Genomic DNA, 18,016 nt, shown 5'->3' on the forward strand with positions numbered 1-18,016 from the left:
TCGACGGGTTTACGGTCTCCGGGGCGCGCAGGGCGGCGAAGACCGACACTGAAGTACCGTGACCCCGACCCTCCGAAGGGGACGCCCTAGGACGCCCTACGGGGCGGTCGGCCCGTTCAGGGTGAGGCGGGCGAGGACCGGGAGGTGGTCGCTCCCCGTCGCGGGGAGCGCGCGGATCTCGGCGACGGCCGCGGAGCGTGCCAGGACCTGGTCGATCCGGGACACCGGGAGAGCGGCGGGCCAGCTGAGGGCGAATCCCCGCCGGGGCGCCTGAAGTTGCGAGGTGAGGGGACCCAGTCCGCGGTCGTCCACGGTGCCGTTGAGGTCGCCGAGCAGGACCACCCGCTCCACCGGCTCGGCGGCGACGGCCGCGCCCAGCATCCCCGCGCTCTCGTCGCGCAGGTGCGCGGCGAAGCCGGACGGCCGGACCCGGACCGAGGGCAGGTGGGCGACGTACACGGCGACCTCGCCCTGCGGCGTGCTCACGCCGGCGCGCAGGCCCCGGTTCCAGCCCTCCGCGATCCCCGCCGGCCTGATGTCCAGGCGCCGCACGCCGGTCAGGGGGTACGCCGACCACAGGCCGACCGTCCCCTCGACCGCGTGGTGCGGGTACCGCGCGGCCAGGACCTGCGCGTAGGCCGGCAGCGCGGACGGGGTCAGCTCCTGGAGGGCGATGAGCTGAGGCCCGGCCGCGGCCAGCGCGGCCGCGGTACCCGCCGGGTCCCGGTTCTCGTCACTCACGTTGTGCTGGACCACCGTGAGGTGGTGGGGACCGTCCGCAGCGGGGAGCAGCAGGCTTCCGAACCGGCCCAGCCATACGAGCGCCGGCACCAGCACGGCCACCAGTGCGACGCGGGATCGGCGTACGAGCGCCCCCGCGAGGAGCGGCGGGACCGCCAGGCCGAGCCACGGCAGGAACGCCTCCAGCAGGCTGCCGAGGCGGCCCGGGGCGTCGGGGACCGCGGAGTGGAACGCCAGCACGGCGGCGGTCAGCAGAGCGAGGACGGCGAGAACGCGTCCGCGCCCCGCCGTGGCGGCCCCTTCGCGGGCCGACCGCCTGACACGAACCCCGCCCATGCCGCCCCTGCCCCTTCCCCCGTGCGTCCCACCTGCCTGAGGACGGCGTCGCCCGCTACGACGCCGGATCGGCCGCCCGGGTTCCCGCCCGCCGCGGAGTCCGGCCTGTCGGCGGGCGAGAACCCGGCACGCAACCGGCAGGCGCCCCCGGGGCAGGGCCGGCTACGACGGCCTGCAGGCGCCGCGCATCCGGCGGCGGCGCAGCAGCAGGCCGACGCCCGCTCCGGCCAGTGCGGTCGCGGCCACACCTGCCGTGGTCCACCAGACGGTGTCGCCCTCGGCACCGGCACCGGCCTGGGTCCCGGAGGGGGCGGGAGTGGGGGACGAGGCGGCGGAACCCGAACCGGAGGCGGAGGCGGGGGCGGGCGTCGGGGCCGAGACGGCGGGCGTACCACCGGTGGCGGAGTCGTTCGTCCCCGTGGCGGTGGTGCCCGCGCCGGTGGTCCCTCCTGTGGCCGGAGCCGGGTCGACGACGGGTACGCCGACTTCGAGCTCGCCCTTGCCCAGTGCGGGGAAGCCCACCTCGACGCTGACCTTCCACGAGCCGGGCGGCAGGGTTTCGACCGTGGTCCAGCCGGCGGGCGCCGCCGCCGGGTCGCGGACCAGGCGCCAGGGGCCCATCGTGCGGGAGCCGTCGACGCTGACCGCGTTCACGGTGGCGGCGACCGTCTCGTCGACGGCGTCCCCGTCGTTCTCCCAGGTGATGTCGGTGGTGACGTGGCCCGCGCGCTGGCCGGTCACCACGACCTTGAGGGTGTCCCCATGGGCGTGGGCGGCGGCGGGCAGCAGGAACATGAGACCGAATGCGGTCAGGGTGGCCGAGAGGGCGATTCGTATGCGCATCGTCGGGGTGCTCCGGTCGGGATGAGGGGAAACCGGCGGACGGCCGCACGGAGGCGGCCGTCCGCCGGGGCGGGATCACGGCGTCACGGGGTGGTCCCGGCGCCCGGGCGCTGGTGCGTCCGGGCGCCGGGCGTGGCGGCGGTGCTCAGCCGGACTTCTGCAGGGTCCAGGCCTGCGCCGCGCGGCCGTCCGCGCGCTGGAGGTCGAGCAACCAGTTCCCGTAGTACGGGCGGTTGCTGACGGTGAGGGCGAGGCCGCCGCTCGGGTCCGTCACGGTGACCGCGCCACCGCGGGACGTCAGCTTCCAGGACTGCGCGCCGTTGCCCTTGTCGCAGGGCTGCTGCGCGACCCACATGCCCGCGGCGGGCGCGCTGCCCGGCTGGAGGCACTTGCCGGAGGCCGCGGACCGGATGCGGACCAGTCCGTTGCCGGCGTCGTCGAAGTACCACTGCTGCTGGGCGTAGCCGTTGGCACGGCCGCCGACGAGCACGGCGCCGTCGGCGGTGCGGCCGCCCCAGACCTCGGCGGCCATGCCGGTGCTGCCGTTGCCGAGCGTGTAGCGGCCGCCCGGGGTGGTCGCCCCGCCGCCGGCCCCGGTGGTGCGGAAGGTCGCGGCCTTGCCGGGTCCGGTGTCGCGGCCGGAGCCGTCACGGGCGGACACGGTCACCGTGTACGACGTGTTGGGCTGGAGGTTGTAGATGCGCAGCACCTGGGACTGGACCCAGGCCAGGTGCTTGCCGTTCAGCATGACCTGGTACCACGCGGTGCCCTCGACCTTGGGCCAGCTCACCACGACGGAGTCGGCCTGGATCTGGGCCGCTGTCGCCGTCGGTCCGCCGGTGGGCTTCTTCGTCGGCGTCGGCGAGGGCTTCTTCGTGGGCGTCGGCGACGGGTTGGGACCGGGATCCGTGCCGCCGCCACCGCCCTTGGCCTTCATGAGGAACTGGTTGTCCGCGATGTTCCAGTGCGTGGCCAGGTAGCTGCCGGGCTTGGGACTGGTGTGGAAGTAGTCGTCGTGGTTGCAGTCCAGGATGTTCTCGGACGCCTGGATGGTGCAGATGTTGCGCATCTGCGGGTAGTACGGGGTGTCCGAGTAGCACATGACGTCGTACTCGTCGGTGCAGTGCGCGCCGCGGCTGGTGTTCGGCGCGCTGTTGTTGACGGCGCCCAGGTTGTGGCCGAGCTCGTGCGCGGCGGTGTGTCCGCCCCAGCAGCCCGAGTCGGTACGCCCGTAGGACGGGCCGAAGTTGCTCTGGTTCGACTGCCCGGGGCGCTCGTCGCCCGCGAAGGTGCCGATCCCGCAGTAGACCTGGCTGTCGGCGAAGATCATGTACTTGCGGTCGCGGCGGTCGAGGCCCTTGGCGGCGAGCGCGTTGTTGGTCGCGCTGAACTCGGCCAGGGCGCTCGCCGGGAGCTCGATGTTGAGCACGGTCGGGGTGCAGTCCGCGGCGGTCACGTAGCGGATGTGCCGGACGCCGCCGGTCTCCTTGGCGCTCGCCGAGTAGATGAGGTCGGCGTCGGCCGCCCACTTGCGGAACGAGGCGAGGTACTGGGAGTAGCGGTCCTTGCCCGGCGCGTGGACGTACACGACCTGCACGCGGTTGCCAGTGTTGCCGTCGCCGTCGCACTGGACGGTCTGGCCGGCGGGGCCCGCGGCGACTGCCTGGCCGCCTTCCGCCGCGGCGGGTGCGGGCGCGGTGTCCTTGGCGGCCGCGGCGTCGGCCGCGGGCGCGTCCTGAGGACGCCCGCCGCCTTCCTTGGTGGCCGGGTCGTCGGTGGCGGGCTTGGCGGGATCTGCCGCCGGGGCCGTCTCCTTGACGGCCGGCGGGATGTCCTTCGTGATGTCGACGCCCTTCGGCGGGGCGTCGGGGCCATGGGTGCAGTGGCCGTCCGCGGTGCGGTAGACGCCGACGCAGCGGTCGCCCTTGGGGGCGGGCTGGAGGCCGTCGTAGATCATGCCGCGCGCGTTCTCGTTGGCAGGTGCCGCCGAGAGGGGTTCCGGCTCCTGGTCCCGGGCGGGGGCGGCGGCCGGAGCGGAGGCGGCGGCCTCGACGGATCCGGCGGCCTGGGCGCCGTCGCCGAGCCCGGAGTAGGCGATGCCCGCGGCGATCACCGCCCCCGCTGCCACGGCGGCGGTGGCGAGTATCAAGCGCCGGGGTTTGCGGCGGTGATCGGTTGCAGTGCGTCTGCGACGTCCTGTCATGGGCACCTCAAATCGTGGTCGTACTAGTGGGGTGCGCGGAAGCCTGCCAGACGAATGCGGCGGAGAATTCGGACAAACGGGAGCGTGGTCCAGGAAATCATTCCGTTACCTGTTGGCATGATTTGACGAACACTCAACTTCTGCTTACGGAAAGGTAGTTACGCGCGTTGCACGTCAAAGGTCCAGTCCTTTCGGTGCGGGTTGTTATCAAATCGAGATATGATGCGGAGGCTTATTGACGGGAATTCAGTCAGGAATTCACCTAATTACTACCTGGTGAATTCTCCCCGTCACGAGCGGTGAGAGTCCCCGGTCGCGGACGCGACGGGGGACCCTCTGACGGTGCACCTGCTCCCTTGTGGCGACGGCCGGTTGGCACGGCCGGCCGGCCCGTGTGTCCCCAAGTGCCCCGAAAGCGGCGGGCGTCGTCAGCGTCGCGAGCGGTGGCGGTGGAGGTGCAGGGTGGTGAAGACCGCCACGCCGAGCGTGAGGTGCATGAGGGTCAGGGCTGCCACGGTGCCGCCGTCGGCGTCGGACGACAGGGGGCCGGCGACCGACAGCAGCGCCAGGCCGCTGCCCGCGTACTGCGCGATCCGCAGGAAGACCGGCCTCCACAGGCCCAGCAGCAGAGCGGCGCCCGTCCCGGCGACCAGCGGGACGACGGAGGCGCCGACAACTCCTCCGACCGTGACGGCGTGTTCCTCGCCGGCGTCCAGGACGACGAGCGACGCACCGGCCAGCTTGGCGACGGCGAAGACGACGAGATTGGCCACGGCCGCGCCGACCGCGCCGATGACCAGCACCTTCCACCAGCCGAAGCCCGACCTGCGGGCCGACCGTGCGGAGCCGGCCGAGGAAGAGCCGGCCGACGAGGAGTCGGAAGGGCGCAGTGCGCTGTTCGACATGGAGTTCCCCCAACGTAGAAGCGCCGGGCTGCGGTTCGGCCGCGGCATACGCAGAAAGCCTCCGACCTCAACCTGACTTGAGGTCAAGCCCCCTTCCGCGCGGCATCCGACCAGCCCGAATGCGCGGAGGTCGACGATCGTGTAGCCCTCCGCCTCGGCCGCATCGATGATCAGGGGGAGGGCTTCGGCGTCCAGGACGGTGCCGCCCCCGTTGCTGCCGACGTGCATCTGGATGATCGCTCCGGCGGCGAGGGCGTCGATGGCGCGCTCGTCCTCGGTGGTGGCGCTGTAGGGGAAGCGGAAGAACGGCAGCGGCTCCCTGCCCGAGGCTCGCCGGATCGCCGCGTCGGCGCGGCGCACCTCCTCCGCCCGCCGGTCCGTGCTGAGTCTGTCGAAGGAGGGGTGGCTGTACGAGTGGTTGCCCAGCCCGTGCGCCGCACCGATCGTGCGCGCCGCCGCCGGGTGCGCGTCGGCGAAGGCACCGGTCGGGAAGAAGGTGGCGGGCAGCCCGCGCCGCCGCAGCTCCGCCGGCACGGTGTCGCTGCACCGGCCTGTCTGCGGCTGCTGCTGCCGCGGAGATGCGCGGCGCCGCTGCTCCCGCTCCCGAGAACCGGGAGGGGAGCAGCGTACGGGTCACCGGCCCGGCAGGGCCTCGGCGACCGGGGCCGGTACCGGAGCCAGACCGGCCGGCCGGGTCGTGAAGACGCCCCGGCCCTGGGTCCGGCCCCGCAGCCGGGACGCGTAGCCGAAGAGCTCGGCCAGCGGCACGACTGCCGTGACCACCGCCGTGCCGGCCTCGGCGGACTGGCCGCAGACCCGGCCGCGGCGGGCCGCCAGGTCACCGAGCACGCCCCCGACGCCGTCCTCCGGGACGCTCACCGTGACGTCCACGACCGGCTCCAGCAGCTCCATCGTGCTGAGGCGCAGCGCCTCGCGCAGTCCGAACCTCCACGCGGCCCGGAACGCCATCTCGGAGGAGTCCTTGGAGTGCGTCGCCCCGTCGGTGAGCGTGACGCGCAGTCCCGTGACCGGGTACCCGCCCAGCGGCCCCTCGGCGAGGGCGTCGCGGCAGCCGGCCTCCACGGCACGTGCGTACTCCTGCGGCACGCGCCCGCCGACGACCGTCGAGCGGAACTCGAAGGCCGGCTCCTCCAGCGGCTCGACGTCCAGCACCACGTGCGCGAACTGGCCCGCGCCGCCGTCCTGTTTGACGTGCCGGTGGACCAGGCCGGTCACCCCGCGCACGACGGTCTCCCGGTACGAGACCTGTGGGCGGCCGACCACGACCTCCACCCCGTGGCCGCGGCGGATCTTCTCCACCGCCACCTCCAGATGCAGCTCGCCGAGCCCCGACAGCACGGTCTGTCCCGACTCCGGGTCGGTCCGCACCACCAGCGAGGGGTCCTCCTCCGCGAGTCGCGCAAGCGCCGACGCCAGCCGGCCGGTGTCGGCGTTCTGCCTGGCCTCGACCGCCACCGACACCACCGGTTCCGCCACGGTGGGCGGTTCGAGCACCACCGGCGCGCCGGGGGCGCACAGGGTCGTGCCCGCCCGCGCGGACTTGAGCCCGATCACGGCGACGATGTCACCGGCCACCGCTTCCTCCCTGTCCTCGTGGCGGTCGGCCTGGACCCGCAGGATCCGGCCCACCCGCTCCGTACGCCCCGTGGCCGCGTCCAGTACCGTCGCGCCCTTGCGCAGGGTGCCGGCGTAGACCCGCAGATGGGTGAGCCGTCCCGTCGGCGTCGCCGTCACCTTGAAGGCCAGGGCCGTGAACGGCTCCGCCGGGTCGGGGGCGCGCTCCTGCTCCGCGCCGTCCGCCGTGCCGCGCACGGGCGGCATGTCCGCGGGAGCCGGCAGGTACGCGACGACCGCGTCCAGCAGCGGCTCGATCCCGCGGTTGCGGTACGCCGACCCGCACAGCACGACGACACCGTCCCCGCGCAGGGTCAGCTCGCGCAGGGCGCGGGCCAGCGTGGCGTCGGCCAGCGCGGAGTCCGCGCAGAACTCCTCCAGCGCCTCGGCGTGCAGTTCGGCCACCGTCTCCTCCAGCAGCCTGCGCCGCCGGGCAGCCTCCTCCCGCAGCGGTTCGGGGACCGGTCCGGAGGTGCAGACGGCGGATTCGTCCGTCCAGCACAGCGAGCGCATGGCCACCAGGTCGACGACCCCCGTGAAGGCGTCCTCCCGGCCGATCGGCTGGTGCACCACCAGGGGCACGACGCCCAGGCGGCTGCGGATCGACGCGACGGCGGTGTCCAGGTCCGCGCCCGCCCGGTCCAGCTTGTTGACGAACGCGATCCGCGGCACACCGTGCCGGTCGGCCTGCCGCCACACCGTCTCGCTCTGCGGCTCCACGCCGACGACCGCGTCGAAGACGGCGACGGCGCCGTCGAGGACCCGCAGGGAGCGTTCCACCTCGTCGGCGAAGTCGACGTGCCCGGGGGTGTCGATCAGGTTGACGTGGTGCCCGTCCCAGGTGCAGCTCACGGCCGCCGCGAAGATGGTGATGCCGCGGTCGCGTTCCTGCGGGTCGTAGTCGGTGACGGTCGTACCGAGGTGGACCTCGCCCCGTTTGTGGACGGCGCCGGTCGCGAAGAGGATCCGTTCGGTGACCGTGGTCTTGCCGGCGTCGACATGGGCGAGGATGCCCAGATTGCGGACGGCGGTGGGGGAAGGGGTGGGAAGGGGGAGTCCGTTGGCGCGCATGGCCCGGGACCTTTCGAGCGAAGAGTGGAAGAGGGCGGCGCGAATTCCCCGACGACGGACCGTCTCCCGCCGAGCGGCAGCCGCGGACGGCCGCCGCCGGGCACGCCCGGAGCGGGTCCGGGCAGGTGCGGGGGCGTCCGTACCTGGGTACGGACGGCGGGGAGGGGGAGGGACCTAAAGGTGCGTCACGGGCATGCGGTGACGGCCGCGCAGCCGGCACCGCAGGCCACGGGACACCGGGATCACGTCGTACCGGGACGGGGGAGCGAAGGCGACGGTGCGGTCCGTGCACATGACGCTGCTCCCCTTCTCTTCGGATCTTCGGACTCGGCATGGCGCGCTCCTGCTCTGCGGGCAGCGCGTACGGCGAGTGTAGAGAGCGGACCGGGCCGCGGCACCGCATTTTCACGCGGGCGCGGCCCGGCACGAGCGGCGCGGTCTCCTACGCGCAGTGGAGCGCCACCGCGGGCGGGAGCACGGCGGGGCGGTCGAGGAAGGCGAGCACGGCCCGCTTCTCGGGGAGGTACACCTCGGGCAGGTCGATCTCCGGGAGGGTGATCTCGCCCTGCGGGACGAAGCCCAGCCGGTTCATCAACGCGACGGCCTTGTCGTTGGCGGCATCGGGCTCCGCCACCGCGCGCAGGACGGCGCGGTCGCGGAAGGTGAACCGGATGAGCGAGCCGATCAGCGTCCTGCTGAACCCGGGCCGGGGCCGCGCCGCCGGCGCCAGCATCAGGTGGACGCCGATGTCGCCCTCCCGCACCTGGTAGCACTCGCTGATCCGGTCCTCGGCCGGCTGGTACGTCTGGAAGAGCGCCACCGGCTCGTCGTCCAGCCGCACCATGTACGCGTGATGGGTGTCGCGGCGGTCCACGTCCTCGTAGATCTCCTGGACCAACTCCCGGTCGGCGCCGTTCATGCCCCAGAACTGTGCGCGCTCCTCGACGACCCACGAGTGCAGGACGGCGGAGTCCGCGGCGGGGTCGACCGGGGTGAAGCGGACCGTGCCGAAACCTTCCACGGTCTCGGTCATCACGTCGGCGCGCGGGGAGGGGAGGGCGGTGGACTCGGGTCTCATACGGGTTCCGGTTTCTGTTCGGCAGGGTCGGGCGCATGCGGCCGCACGCGCCCTCCCCCCTCAGTTAGGGTGCCCTAACTATAGGCGCCCTGGAACACCGGTCCACGCCTGTCCGACACCCCGGCGGATGGTCGGCCGTGTCGGGCGCACAACGCTGGGCACAAGCGCGGTATGACTCTTCTGCTGCTGTTCCTGCTGCCCCTCGGACTGGCCCTCGTCCTGCTGACGACCGACCACCAGCCGCACAAGCACGGCCGGCACCGCCAGACCCGCTGAGCCCGCCGGCCTCAGTCCGTGGGCTCCTGCGGATCGGGGTCCCTGCGCTCCGCGGGATCGGTGGGATCGTCGGCTGCCGCGTGATCGGCTTCGGGCGGCGGTGCACCGTCCGTGTCGTCGGCCGCTCCGGCCGCTTCGGCCTCTTCGGCGCTCCCGGACGCCCACAGGTCGGGTGCCGGGGTGTCCAGCGGAGGAAGGTCCGGGGTGACGGCGTCCGTGTTCTCGGGGACCTTGGCGGGCAGCTCCGGTTCAGAGCTGTCGGACGCGGGGGTTTCTCGTTCACTGGTCATACGCACCGCCTGCCCACCATCGCGCCGCGAATGCCTCCCCGCCGGTCAGCGCGCGTCGTGCGGATCCTGCCGGGCCGGCGGCGTCAGCGGCAGCCTGAGCACCAGCCGGGCACCGCGCGCGCCCCCCTCGGCCGCCAGTGTCCCGCCGTGGTGCGTACTCAGGTCACGCGCGATGGCCAGGCCCAGTCCGGCCCCGCCGTGGTCACGGCTGCGCGAGTCGTCGAGCCGCGTGAACCGTTCGAAGACCCGCTCCCGGTCCGGCCCGGGGATCCCCGGCCCATCGTCGACGACCTCCAGCACGGCCGTACCCGCCCCCGCGCCGCCGCGCGCGGTGCGCAGCGTGACGTCCACGCGCTGCACGGCGTACCGCTGCGCGTTGTCGACGAGATTGGTGACGACCCGGCCCAGCCACAGGGCCCAGGCGGTGACCACGACATCGGTTTCCAGGTCCACCCGCACGGGCACCCGGTCGCCGAGACGTGCCTCCACCACCTCGCGCACCAGCGCGCCCAGGTCCAGCGGTACGGCCGCCACCGGCTGGGCGGCATCGATCCGGGCGAGCAGCAGCAGGTCCGCCGCGAGCCGCTGGAGCCGCTCGATGTCCTCCAGCGCCCCGCCGATCAGTTCCGGCCACAGCTGCGGGTCCCGGACGGCGAGCGCCACCTCCAACTGCGTGCGCAGGACGGTGATGGGGCTGCGCAGTTCGTGCGAGGCGTCGGCGATGAACTGCCGCTGGCGGATGCCGGACGCCTCCAGCCGGTCCAGCGTGGCGTTCATGGTCTCGGCCAGCCGCGCCACCTCGTCGCGGGTGGCGGGCACCGGCACGCGCCGGTGCAGGTCCCGGTCGGAGATCCCGGCGACCTCGGCGCGGATCGCCTCCACCGGCCGGAGCGCGTGTCCGGTCACCCGCCAGGTCACCAGGACGACGGTGGCCAGGAGCAGCGGCATCCCGATCACCAGCGCGGCGGTGGTCACGTCGTCGGCCGCGTCCGCGTCCCGCAGCGAGGCACCGGCGTAGACGGTGGCCGGGCCGTCCGGTGTCTGGGTGACGACCTGCACGACCCGCTGGCGGTGATCGCCGTCGAGGGGACGCACCCGCCAGGTGTGCAGCCGCGTCCCCGGCGCCTCGGGAGGTGCCGGTGGGAAGGCCGGCACCCCGACAAGGTTCGGGCTGGCGAACAGCACCCGGCCGTCCGCGCTCACCACCTGGACGAACTCCACCGCCCGGCCCGGCGCTCGGGCCCGGCCGAGCTTCCCGGCGGCGGCGAGCTGCGCCACGGTCTCGGCCTGCCGCCGCGCGTCGTTCTCCGCGTTGCGCAGCAGGTTCGCCTCCAGCAGCCCGAGCAGGGAGAACGAGGCCAGTGCCAGGGCCGCGGCCACCACCAGCCCCGCGCCGGCGGTCGCCCGGGCCCGGACCGTGGCGGGCCACAACCGGCGCAGGACCGGCCACCGGTCGACAGCGGCATGGAGGACTGCGCGCAGGGCGCCCGCCACGCGCCCGCGAAGACGCGAGGTGTCAACCACCGTCGGCCGCCAGCCGGTAGCCGGCGCCCCGTACGGTCTCCAGCGCCGCCCGGCCGAAGGGGGCGTCGACCTTGCGGCGGACCGCGCTGATGTGCACCTCGACCACGTTCGGGTCACCGTCGAAGGCGGTGTCCCACACCTGTTCCAGGATGTCCCGCTTGGACACGACCTCGCCGCAACGGCGGCCAAGGTACTCCAGGATCGCGAACTCCCGCGCCGTCAGCCGGATCTCCGCCGCGCCGCGGGAGCACGTACGCCGGGCCGGGTCGATCAGCAGGTCGCCGAACCGCATCACCTGCGGACGTCGGCCACCGGTCCGCCGGCCGAGCGCGCGCAGCCGGGCGACCAGCACCAGGTACGAGAACGGCTTGGACAGGAAGTCGTCGGCACCGGTGTCCAGCGCCTCCGCCTCGTCGTACTCGCCGTCCTTGGCGGTGAGCATGAGGATCCCGGACTCGTTGCCGGCCGCGCGGAGCTTGGCACAGATCCGGTAGCCGTTCAGCCCGGGCAGCATGATGTCGAGGACGATCAGGTCGTAGTCGTGCTCCGTCGCCATCCACAGGCCCTGGGGCCCGTCGTGGGCCACGTCGACCGAGAAGCCCTCCGACTGCAGACCCCGTTGCAGTGCCACGGCGAGCCGCCGTTCGTCCTCCACCACCAGTACGCGCATGCCGGACAGGATCGCAGGCCCCCGGGACGCCCGGCTGAAGAGGTCTTCAGGTGCCTTCAGCCGGGCTTCAGCATCCGCTCAGCATGCTCTGGGGCGAGCCGGGCACCGTGTCCGGCCGTCAGGAGGACGAGCCGCATGTCTGAAACCGTTCCGCCGCCGCCCGAGCAGCCGCCCGGGAAGGAAGTCCCGGAGGCCGTCGCGCGCAGGCGCGTGGTGCTCTCCCGGCTGGTGCCGCGCAGCCGGCGCGCCCGCTGGGTGGCGGCGGGCGCGGCCGCGGTGGTGGCAGTCGGCGGGGTCACGGCACTGGCCGTGGCCGAGCACCACCATCACCACCACGACCGGGCCGTCCGGGGGCCCCACGCGCTCCGCTTCGAACCCGGCCACGGCGGCGCGTTCGAGCGGGGACCGAAGGACGGGGCACCCGGTGACGGGCGGGCACGGAAGGTTCCCGGCGACCAGGACGGTCCCACGGTGCGCGAGCGGTTCGGGCCCCCCGAGGCCCCGGCCCTTCCGGGCGCCCCCGGCCGCTCCGAGGGGCGCGGCTGGTCCGGAAAGGGCGACCGGGCGCCCGCGCCGCTGCCGTCCCTGTCCATCGGCGACGCGGCCGCCAAGGCCGCGGCGGCCGTGCCGGGCGGAAAGGTGGAGAGCCTGCGTGCGATCGCCCAGGACGGCGGCGGCGGCGCCTGGCTGGCCGTGGTCCTCGGCGCCGACGGCGTCCGCCACGCGGTCACGGTGTCCGGCGCGGACGGCACCATCACCGGCAACACCACCCTCGGCGGCTGAGCCGGCACCCGCGCCGCCCGGACGACCATGGTGCCCCGACGTCGCGCCGCCGCGTCCGTGCGCGGAGCGGGCCGCAGGTCGGGGGCGTGCGCGGGGGGCCAGGGGCGCGCGGGGAAGCGAATGCGCTTCGTTCCCGGGAAATCCGAGGACCGGCTTGCACGATCGGGCTCGTTTTCCGATGGGGTGGTGTCTGAGAGCGCCCGGCGCTCCACGGCTGCTGGTGCGGGGGCAGGCAGCCGGACACCGCACTCCACCGGGAAGGTCCACTCCGACGTGAATGTCGCCGTGACGGTCGCCCTCGCGCTGTCGGTCACCACCAGGGTCGGCGTCGATGCAGCCGATGTGTTCCGGGCGCGCGTGCGCCGGCCCGGCCGCGGATCGGGCAGAGGAGCCGGCGAGCCGTCCGCCGGCAGCCCGCCACCCGTCCCCGCGGCCCGTCACCCCCAGGTCCACGCCGCCCCGACGGGCGACCGCGGACAGCTGTGGGGGAGCGTGTGAACGCAGGAGAACACGACCCGTCGGGAGACCGCGCGGTCTCCAGTGAACTGGCCGGGGTGCTGCCGGTGGAATTCACCGCGTTCCACTCCCAGCAGCACCGCGCCTATCTGCGCTACGCCCACCTCCAGCTGGGAAACCCCAAGGACGCGGCGGAAGTCGTGGATGACGTGTTCACCTTCCTGCTGAAGGTGTGGCGCCAGGCGCTCAAAGAGGCGAGCCTGCACGGCTTCGCGTGGGCGGTGCTGCGCGAGCACGTCGAGCGGCGGCTCGCCGTTCTGGGCCGGCAGGTGGCCATGGTGGAGACGGCATGGTTCGCCGCGCTGCGCCGCTCCTCCCGCGAGCGGCTGGAGCTGCTGGAGTCGAAGCTCGGGCTGTACGCGGCGATCGCCGGCCTGTCCGAGCGGCAGTACGACGTGGTGCTGCTGGCCTTCCTGATGGGCAACGACTGCGACACCGTGGCCCGGATGATGGGGATCTCCCCCGCCACCGTCCGCTCGCACATCCGCGGCGCACGCCGAACCCTGTCCCGCAAGCTCGGGGTGGAGTGGATCCCCGGAGAGGAGAAGGACCAGTGAGCGACATGCCACACCACCACGACATGCCGCCGTGCGCACTGGACGCGGCCCTGGCGGACGCGACGGTGCTCGCGGAGGAGTACGCCGGATACGACGAGGGAGCGGCCCGCCGCCGCATCGCCCGCCGGATCGCCGCCGACCGCGCCCGCACCGTGAGGGGAACCGACGCCGGTACGGCCACGCCCGGACTCGGGCGGGCCGCCCCGGCCGAGACCGACGACCTGGTCCTCGACGCCACCTGCCACGTACGGGCCGCCCGCGGGCTGGAGGACGTCGCCTGGTGCCTGGTGGAGAGCCGGGACTTCGCCGAACTCGCGCTGGCCGTCGACTCCTGGCCCCACGGCGTGGACTCCGCGCTGCTGTTCGCCTGCCTCCTGCACCTGGCCGACCGCACGGAGGGCGCGCAGTTCTGGTTCCAGTACGCGGCCGGGGCCGGTTCGCAGACCGCCGCCCGCTGTCTCTACCTCCACCACCTGTCGCGCGCAGAGGTCACGACCGCCCGGTTCTGGAAGCGCCAGGCCCGCGCCCTGCCGCCCGACGAACACCTGCCGCCCCTGCCCCCGTTCCCGGCCGACCTCGAAGGTGCCCTCACTGCATCCGTCATCTGGACGTCCCCACCCCTCACCACCCAGGACCTCGGCTCACTGGACGGCGGGCCGGGCCGGGCCGGCCGGCCGCCGCTGCGGCTCCCGGCGCGACTGCGGCAGGCCCTCAAGGCGCGCCCCCGCCGGGAGCACCCCGACCTGGGGGAGTTCGACACCCCCGGTCCGCACGTGGCCGTGGCCGTCGCCCGCAACGCGCGGCTGGACCCCCAGCACCTGACGCAGCAGGCCCACGGGTGGTCACTCGCATCGCTGCAACCGCAGGCGACCGCTGGGGTCCGTGCGTCCTGCGGAGGGCGCCCGGCCCCGGCGGCGCTGGAATCCGTCCACCGGGCACTGCGCGTCCTGGAGGTCGTCAACCGCTGTTCGGGCGGGGTGAACCTGACTCAGATCGCCCGGGAGACGAAGCTGCCGCAGCTGGTCCTCGCACGGGCCCTGGAGCAGCTCGTCCGCGCCGGCCTGGCCACGCCGATCGGCCCCGACGCCTACGCGGCCGGCCACGCCGTACGGCTGGGAGAGACGGACGGCGGCGACGGGCGCGGGCACCTGCGTGAGACGCTCGCCTGGGTGCGGGACGCGGTCGGCGCCGCCGTCTACGTCGCCCGGTACACCGACGGCGAAGTCGCCATCACCCAGTACGCGGACGGCCCGGCCACACCGGCGGTGGAGGAGTGGGTCGACTTCCGCGCGGCCGCCCACGCCTCCGCGGTGGGCAAGGCACTCCTGACCCAGCTGGACGACGAGGCCCGTCGCGACCATTTCTCCCGCCACCGTCTCACCGCCTTCACCACCCGCACCATCACCAGTGAACGGGTCCTCTTCCAGCAGTTCGACGCCCGTCCGCCCCACACCCCCCTCCTCGACCTCCAGGAGTACGCCCTCGGCACGGTGTGCGCGGCGGTCCCCATCACCGCCGGCCTGAACCCGGAGTGCGTGGCCCTGTCCATCCCCGTCCCGGACCCCGGGCGGCTGAAACAGGCCGCTCGGATCCTGCAGAGCGAGGCCGCCGGGGTCCTCCTCGGTCTGATCGTCGCCGGCAGCACCCGGCCCGGCGTCCGCACGCCGGAGGACACCATCCTGTCCACCTCCGTCTGAGCAGCCGCGGGCCCTGCGGGCCGGGACCCCGACGGGTCCCGGCCCGGTCAGGAGATCCAGACCAGCAGCGCGTCGCCGTCCCGGGCGGCCGCACGCAGGTACGCCGCGAGCCCCTCCCAGTGGGCAACGACCCAGTCCGGCTCCTCACCCCGCTCCCAGACGATCTGCGGGTAGACGTTCGCCGCGGCCAGATCCGCCGGCGTGACGCCCTCGGCCAGCACATCGGGGGCGTGGGCGTCCAAGGCTTCGGCGGCGGCGCGCACCCGGTCCGCGGGCAGCAGCCGCGGCGGGCCGTAGCCCCAGTCCTGGCCGGCCGGCCAGGGCATGTCGGCCTCCCCGAAGACCACGTCCACCGGGAAGCCGCGCCGGGTCAGCAGGAAGTCGAGTGCGTTCCAGGCCTTGTCGGTCTCGTACAGCCGTGCGGCGGCGGCCGCGTCGTCGCGGTCGTACAGGCTGTGCGCGTACTCGGCCGCCCAGTCCGGGTCGTGGGAGGCGCGCTCGACTTCGGCAGGGGTGAGGCGGAGGTAGCTTCCGATCATGCTCATGTCCCACACCGTAGGCGCGGACACTGACACAGCGGGTCCCCGTGCCGGGCCGTCCGGGTCGGCCGCCGCGCGGATCCGCACGTCGGGATCAGGGGGCGATCGGCAGCTGCCGCTTGTGCTCGGTGGCACGGTAGCGGTTGACGATGATGTCGAGGGCGGCCGCGTCCACCGGCTTGCCCTCCAGCACGTCGTCGATGTCGTCGTAGGTGACGCCCAGCGCCTCCTCGTCGGCCAGCCCCGGCTTCAGCGTCTCCAGATCCGCGGTCGGGGTCTTCCAGATCAGCGCGGACGGTGCGCCCAGCGCCTCCGCCGTGGCCCGGACCCGGCGCTTGGTCAGCCCGGTGAGCGGCACGACGTCGGCCGCCCCGTCGCCGAACTTCGTGAAGAAACCGGACACCGCCTCGGCGGCGTGGTCCGTGCCCACCACCAGGCCGGCGTGCGCACCCGCCACCGCGTACTGGGCGATCATCCGCTGGCGGGCTTTGATGTTGCCGTGCACGAAGTCCTGCTGGTGCTCGTCGCGGAAGACCGTGCCGCCGGCCAGCACCGCCTCCAGGGCGGCGTCGCTGGATGCCTTCACATCGACGGTGAGGACCCGGTCGGGCCGGATGAACTCCAGCGCCAGCTGCGCGTCCGACTCGTCCGCCTGGACGCCGTACGGCAGCCGCATCGCGAAGAACGTCGCCTCGTGCCCGGCGGCGCGCACCCGCTCCACCGCCAGCTGGCACAGCCGGCCCGCCGTCGTGGAGTCCACACCGCCGCTGATCCCCAGGACCAGGGAGCGCAGCCCGCTGGAGATCAGCCGGTCGGCGAGGAAGGCCACGCGGCGCTCGATCTCCTGCGAGACGTCGAAGGACGCGCTCACCCGGAGGTCCCGGGCGATCTCCTGCTGCAGCGATATGGACGCCTGCTCGGTCACGATTGCTCCTCGGTCGGGCCCGCGGACAGTTCGGTTCGCGCCGCGGGGCGGGCCGCAGGCGCGAGGAGGGGCCGTGAGCACTCTAGAGGAAACGCCGCGGAGCCCTGTTCAGGGCACGGCTGTGCTCATCCGGCCGCGACCAGGCCCGGCAGGTCCCGCATGTCGTGGAACACCCGCGTCCCCGGACCCTCCAGCCGTTCGGCCGGCGTCATACCGCCCCCGAAGCCGAAGCACCGCATCCCGGCGGCGCGGGCCGCCTCGACACCCGGACGGCTGTCCTCGACCACCGCGCAGGACGCCGGGTCCACCCCCATGCGCTGCGCCGCGTACAGGAACAGGTCCGGGGCCGGCTTGCCGCGTGCGACCTCCGTCGCGCTGTAGATACGGCCCGCGAAGCGTTCGTAGAGCCCGGTGCGGCCCAGGGTGTGGCGCATCTTCTCGTGGGAGCCGCTGGAGGCGACGCAGGTCGGCAGGGTGATCGCGTCGAGCGCCTCGGGCAGCCCCTCGACGGCGGTCAGACCGGCGTCCACCGCCTCGCGGTGCAACTGCACGAACCGCTTCTCCCACACGTCGGCGGTCGCCCCGCCGAGCCGGGCCGCGATCAGCTCCCGCACGGACGCGTTGGACCGGCCGATGAACAGGTCGACCACGTCGCCCTCGGTGAGCGGCCATCCCAGCTCCGCCCCCAGGGCGACCTGGACGCCCGTCGCGATGCGCTCGGTGTCGACGAGGACGCCGTCGCAGTCGAATATGACGAGTTCAATCGGCTTGATCATCCCCGCAGCATAGGCTCCCGTCCGGCCCGGCGGCCGAGAGGTCCGCGGACCGGGCGGCTGCGTCCGCGCGCATGAGGCCCCGGACCCGGGGCAGGCGGAGTGCACGGGGAGCACGAACACCCCGCACGACGTACGAAGAAGGACGGACGGCAGGGGAGACCCGGCCGTCCCCCGTCCATCGGAGGAGTTGTTCTGCGTGACTGAGCATGTGTGGAGTTACAAGTCGACCTCGGGCCACCTGGCCGGCACCGACCTGACCGGGTACAAGGTCGAGGCGACCGACGGCACCGTCGGCAAGGTGGACAAGCACTCCGACGAGGTCGGTGACGCCTACCTCGTCGTGGACACCGGGGTCTGGATCTTCGGCAAGGAGGTCCTGCTGCCGGCGAGCACCGTCGTCAGCATCGATCCGGAGGAACGGATCATCCACGTGGACCGCACCAAGGGACAGATCAAGGACGCCCCGGAGTTCCACCGGGAGAAGCACCTCGGTGACCGGGACTACCACCAGGAACTCGGCACCTACTACGCCGCCACCCGGCTCGGCCTTCCGCCGCTCTGACCGGCCGGAGTGCGACCGCCGCACGGCCGTGGGCCCGGACTCCCCGAGTCCGGGCCCACGGCCGTGCGGCGTGCGGTGGCGCGGAGCGG

The 18,016-nt window shown here is 73.7% G+C and carries 17 protein-coding genes; 5 read left to right on the forward strand and 12 right to left on the reverse strand.

Annotated elements, in window-relative coordinates; translation table 11 throughout:
- Positions 1–96: 96 nt before the first annotated feature.
- From IF89_RS0102030 to IF89_RS0102085, 9 genes are all read right to left on the reverse strand, one after another.
- Positions 97–1,077: an endonuclease/exonuclease/phosphatase family protein gene (locus IF89_RS0102030; protein WP_051806706.1), complete on the reverse strand. Its 981-nt coding sequence runs from the start codon at positions 1,075–1,077 to the stop codon at positions 97–99.
- Positions 1,078–1,239: 162 nt separating this feature from the next.
- A complete protein-coding gene (locus IF89_RS0102035; protein ID WP_030760090.1) occupies positions 1,240–1,920 on the reverse strand; it encodes a hypothetical protein in 681 nt (226 codons plus the stop codon).
- A 145-nt stretch (positions 1,921–2,065) separates the two neighbouring features.
- A complete protein-coding gene (locus tag IF89_RS0102040) occupies positions 2,066–4,069 on the reverse strand; it encodes an RICIN domain-containing protein (RefSeq protein WP_234327624.1) in 2,004 nt (667 codons plus the stop codon).
- A 482-nt stretch (positions 4,070–4,551) separates the two neighbouring features.
- Positions 4,552–5,562 (reverse strand): DUF6069 family protein, encoded by a 1,011-nt coding sequence (locus tag IF89_RS40595; protein WP_051806707.1) that lies wholly within the window; start codon positions 5,560–5,562, stop codon positions 4,552–4,554.
- Positions 5,563–5,661: 99 nt separating this feature from the next.
- Complete coding sequence (gene fusA, locus IF89_RS0102055; protein ID WP_030760096.1) at positions 5,662–7,734, reverse strand: elongation factor G; 2,073 nt, start codon at positions 7,732–7,734, stop codon at positions 5,662–5,664.
- 442 nt (positions 7,735–8,176) lie between these two features.
- Complete coding sequence (locus IF89_RS0102065) at positions 8,177–8,812, reverse strand: GNAT family N-acetyltransferase (RefSeq protein WP_030760099.1); 636 nt, start codon at positions 8,810–8,812, stop codon at positions 8,177–8,179.
- A gap of 287 nt (positions 8,813–9,099) precedes the next feature.
- On the reverse strand, positions 9,100–9,378 hold the full coding sequence (locus tag IF89_RS0102075) for a hypothetical protein (RefSeq protein WP_030760102.1): 279 nt from the start codon (positions 9,376–9,378) through the stop codon (positions 9,100–9,102).
- Between the two features lie 45 nt (positions 9,379–9,423).
- Positions 9,424–10,818 carry an ATP-binding protein gene (locus IF89_RS0102080; protein WP_030760105.1) on the reverse strand — a complete coding sequence of 465 codons (1,395 nt, stop codon included), beginning with the start codon at positions 10,816–10,818 and terminating at the stop codon, positions 9,424–9,426.
- 76 nt (positions 10,819–10,894) lie between these two features.
- Entirely contained in the window at positions 10,895–11,572 is a 678-nt protein-coding gene (locus tag IF89_RS0102085) for a response regulator transcription factor (protein WP_030760108.1), read from the reverse strand.
- A 135-nt stretch (positions 11,573–11,707) separates the two neighbouring features.
- Here IF89_RS0102085 and IF89_RS0102090 point away from each other — a divergent pair, with 135 nt between their 5' ends.
- The 4 genes from IF89_RS0102090 to IF89_RS47425 all read left to right on the forward strand — a co-directional run bounded on the left by IF89_RS0102090 (position 11,708) and on the right by IF89_RS47425 (position 15,125).
- Positions 11,708–12,355 (forward strand): hypothetical protein, encoded by a 648-nt coding sequence (locus IF89_RS0102090; protein WP_158717785.1) that lies wholly within the window; start codon positions 11,708–11,710, stop codon positions 12,353–12,355.
- Between the two features lie 186 nt (positions 12,356–12,541).
- Positions 12,542–12,853, forward strand: a complete 312-nt coding sequence (locus IF89_RS0102095) for a hypothetical protein (RefSeq protein WP_158717786.1) — start codon at positions 12,542–12,544, stop codon at positions 12,851–12,853.
- Positions 12,850–13,428: an RNA polymerase sigma factor gene (locus tag IF89_RS0102100; RefSeq protein ID WP_234327626.1), complete on the forward strand. Its 579-nt coding sequence runs from the start codon at positions 12,850–12,852 to the stop codon at positions 13,426–13,428. The genes IF89_RS0102095 and IF89_RS0102100 overlap by 4 nt, the downstream gene beginning before the upstream one ends.
- An 854-nt stretch (positions 13,429–14,282) precedes the next feature.
- Positions 14,283–15,125 carry an IclR family transcriptional regulator domain-containing protein gene (locus IF89_RS47425; RefSeq protein WP_051806728.1) on the forward strand — a complete coding sequence of 281 codons (843 nt, stop codon included), beginning with the start codon at positions 14,283–14,285 and terminating at the stop codon, positions 15,123–15,125.
- A gap of 47 nt (positions 15,126–15,172) precedes the next feature.
- Here IF89_RS47425 and IF89_RS0102110 read toward each other — a convergent pair whose 3' ends face one another.
- The 3 genes from IF89_RS0102110 to IF89_RS0102120 all read right to left on the reverse strand — a co-directional run bounded on the left by IF89_RS0102110 (position 15,173) and on the right by IF89_RS0102120 (position 17,365).
- A complete protein-coding gene (locus tag IF89_RS0102110; RefSeq protein ID WP_030760125.1) occupies positions 15,173–15,670 on the reverse strand; it encodes a YfbM family protein in 498 nt (165 codons plus the stop codon).
- 88 nt (positions 15,671–15,758) lie between these two features.
- Entirely contained in the window at positions 15,759–16,589 is an 831-nt protein-coding gene (nadE, locus tag IF89_RS0102115) for an ammonia-dependent NAD(+) synthetase (protein WP_030760127.1), read from the reverse strand.
- Between the two features lie 125 nt (positions 16,590–16,714).
- On the reverse strand, positions 16,715–17,365 hold the full coding sequence (locus tag IF89_RS0102120) for an HAD family hydrolase (protein ID WP_030760129.1): 651 nt from the start codon (positions 17,363–17,365) through the stop codon (positions 16,715–16,717).
- A gap of 196 nt (positions 17,366–17,561) precedes the next feature.
- Here IF89_RS0102120 and IF89_RS0102125 point away from each other — a divergent pair, with 196 nt between their 5' ends.
- Positions 17,562–17,927: a PRC-barrel domain-containing protein gene (locus tag IF89_RS0102125; protein ID WP_030760131.1), complete on the forward strand. Its 366-nt coding sequence runs from the start codon at positions 17,562–17,564 to the stop codon at positions 17,925–17,927.
- The last annotated feature ends 89 nt before the right edge of the window (positions 17,928–18,016 follow it).

Origin of the sequence: Streptomyces sp. NRRL F-2664 (assembly GCF_000719345.1) — a bacterium.
Classification (GTDB): Bacteria; Actinomycetota; Actinomycetes; order Streptomycetales; family Streptomycetaceae; genus Streptomyces.

What these genes read in the sequence shown, in the direction of transcription:
- IF89_RS0102110 (WP_030760125.1), bottom strand. Translation starts at nt 15,670, where the DNA reads ATGAGCATGATCGGAAGCTACCTCCGCCTCACCCCTGCCGAAGTCGAG.
- fusA (WP_030760096.1), bottom strand. Translation starts at nt 7,734, where the DNA reads ATGCGCGCCAACGGACTCCCCCTTCCCACCCCTTCCCCCACCGCCGTC.
- IF89_RS0102065 (WP_030760099.1), bottom strand. Translation starts at nt 8,812, where the DNA reads ATGAGACCCGAGTCCACCGCCCTCCCCTCCCCGCGCGCCGACGTGATG.
- IF89_RS0102090 (WP_158717785.1), top strand. Translation starts at nt 11,708, where the DNA reads ATGTCTGAAACCGTTCCGCCGCCGCCCGAGCAGCCGCCCGGGAAGGAA.
- IF89_RS0102085 (WP_030760108.1), bottom strand. Translation starts at nt 11,572, where the DNA reads ATGCGCGTACTGGTGGTGGAGGACGAACGGCGGCTCGCCGTGGCACTG.
- IF89_RS0102120 (WP_030760129.1), bottom strand. Translation starts at nt 17,365, where the DNA reads ATGATCAAGCCGATTGAACTCGTCATATTCGACTGCGACGGCGTCCTC.
- IF89_RS0102075 (WP_030760102.1), bottom strand. Translation starts at nt 9,378, where the DNA reads ATGACCAGTGAACGAGAAACCCCCGCGTCCGACAGCTCTGAACCGGAG.
- IF89_RS0102030 (WP_051806706.1), bottom strand. Translation starts at nt 1,077, where the DNA reads ATGGGCGGGGTTCGTGTCAGGCGGTCGGCCCGCGAAGGGGCCGCCACG.
- IF89_RS0102035 (WP_030760090.1), bottom strand. Translation starts at nt 1,920, where the DNA reads ATGCGCATACGAATCGCCCTCTCGGCCACCCTGACCGCATTCGGTCTC.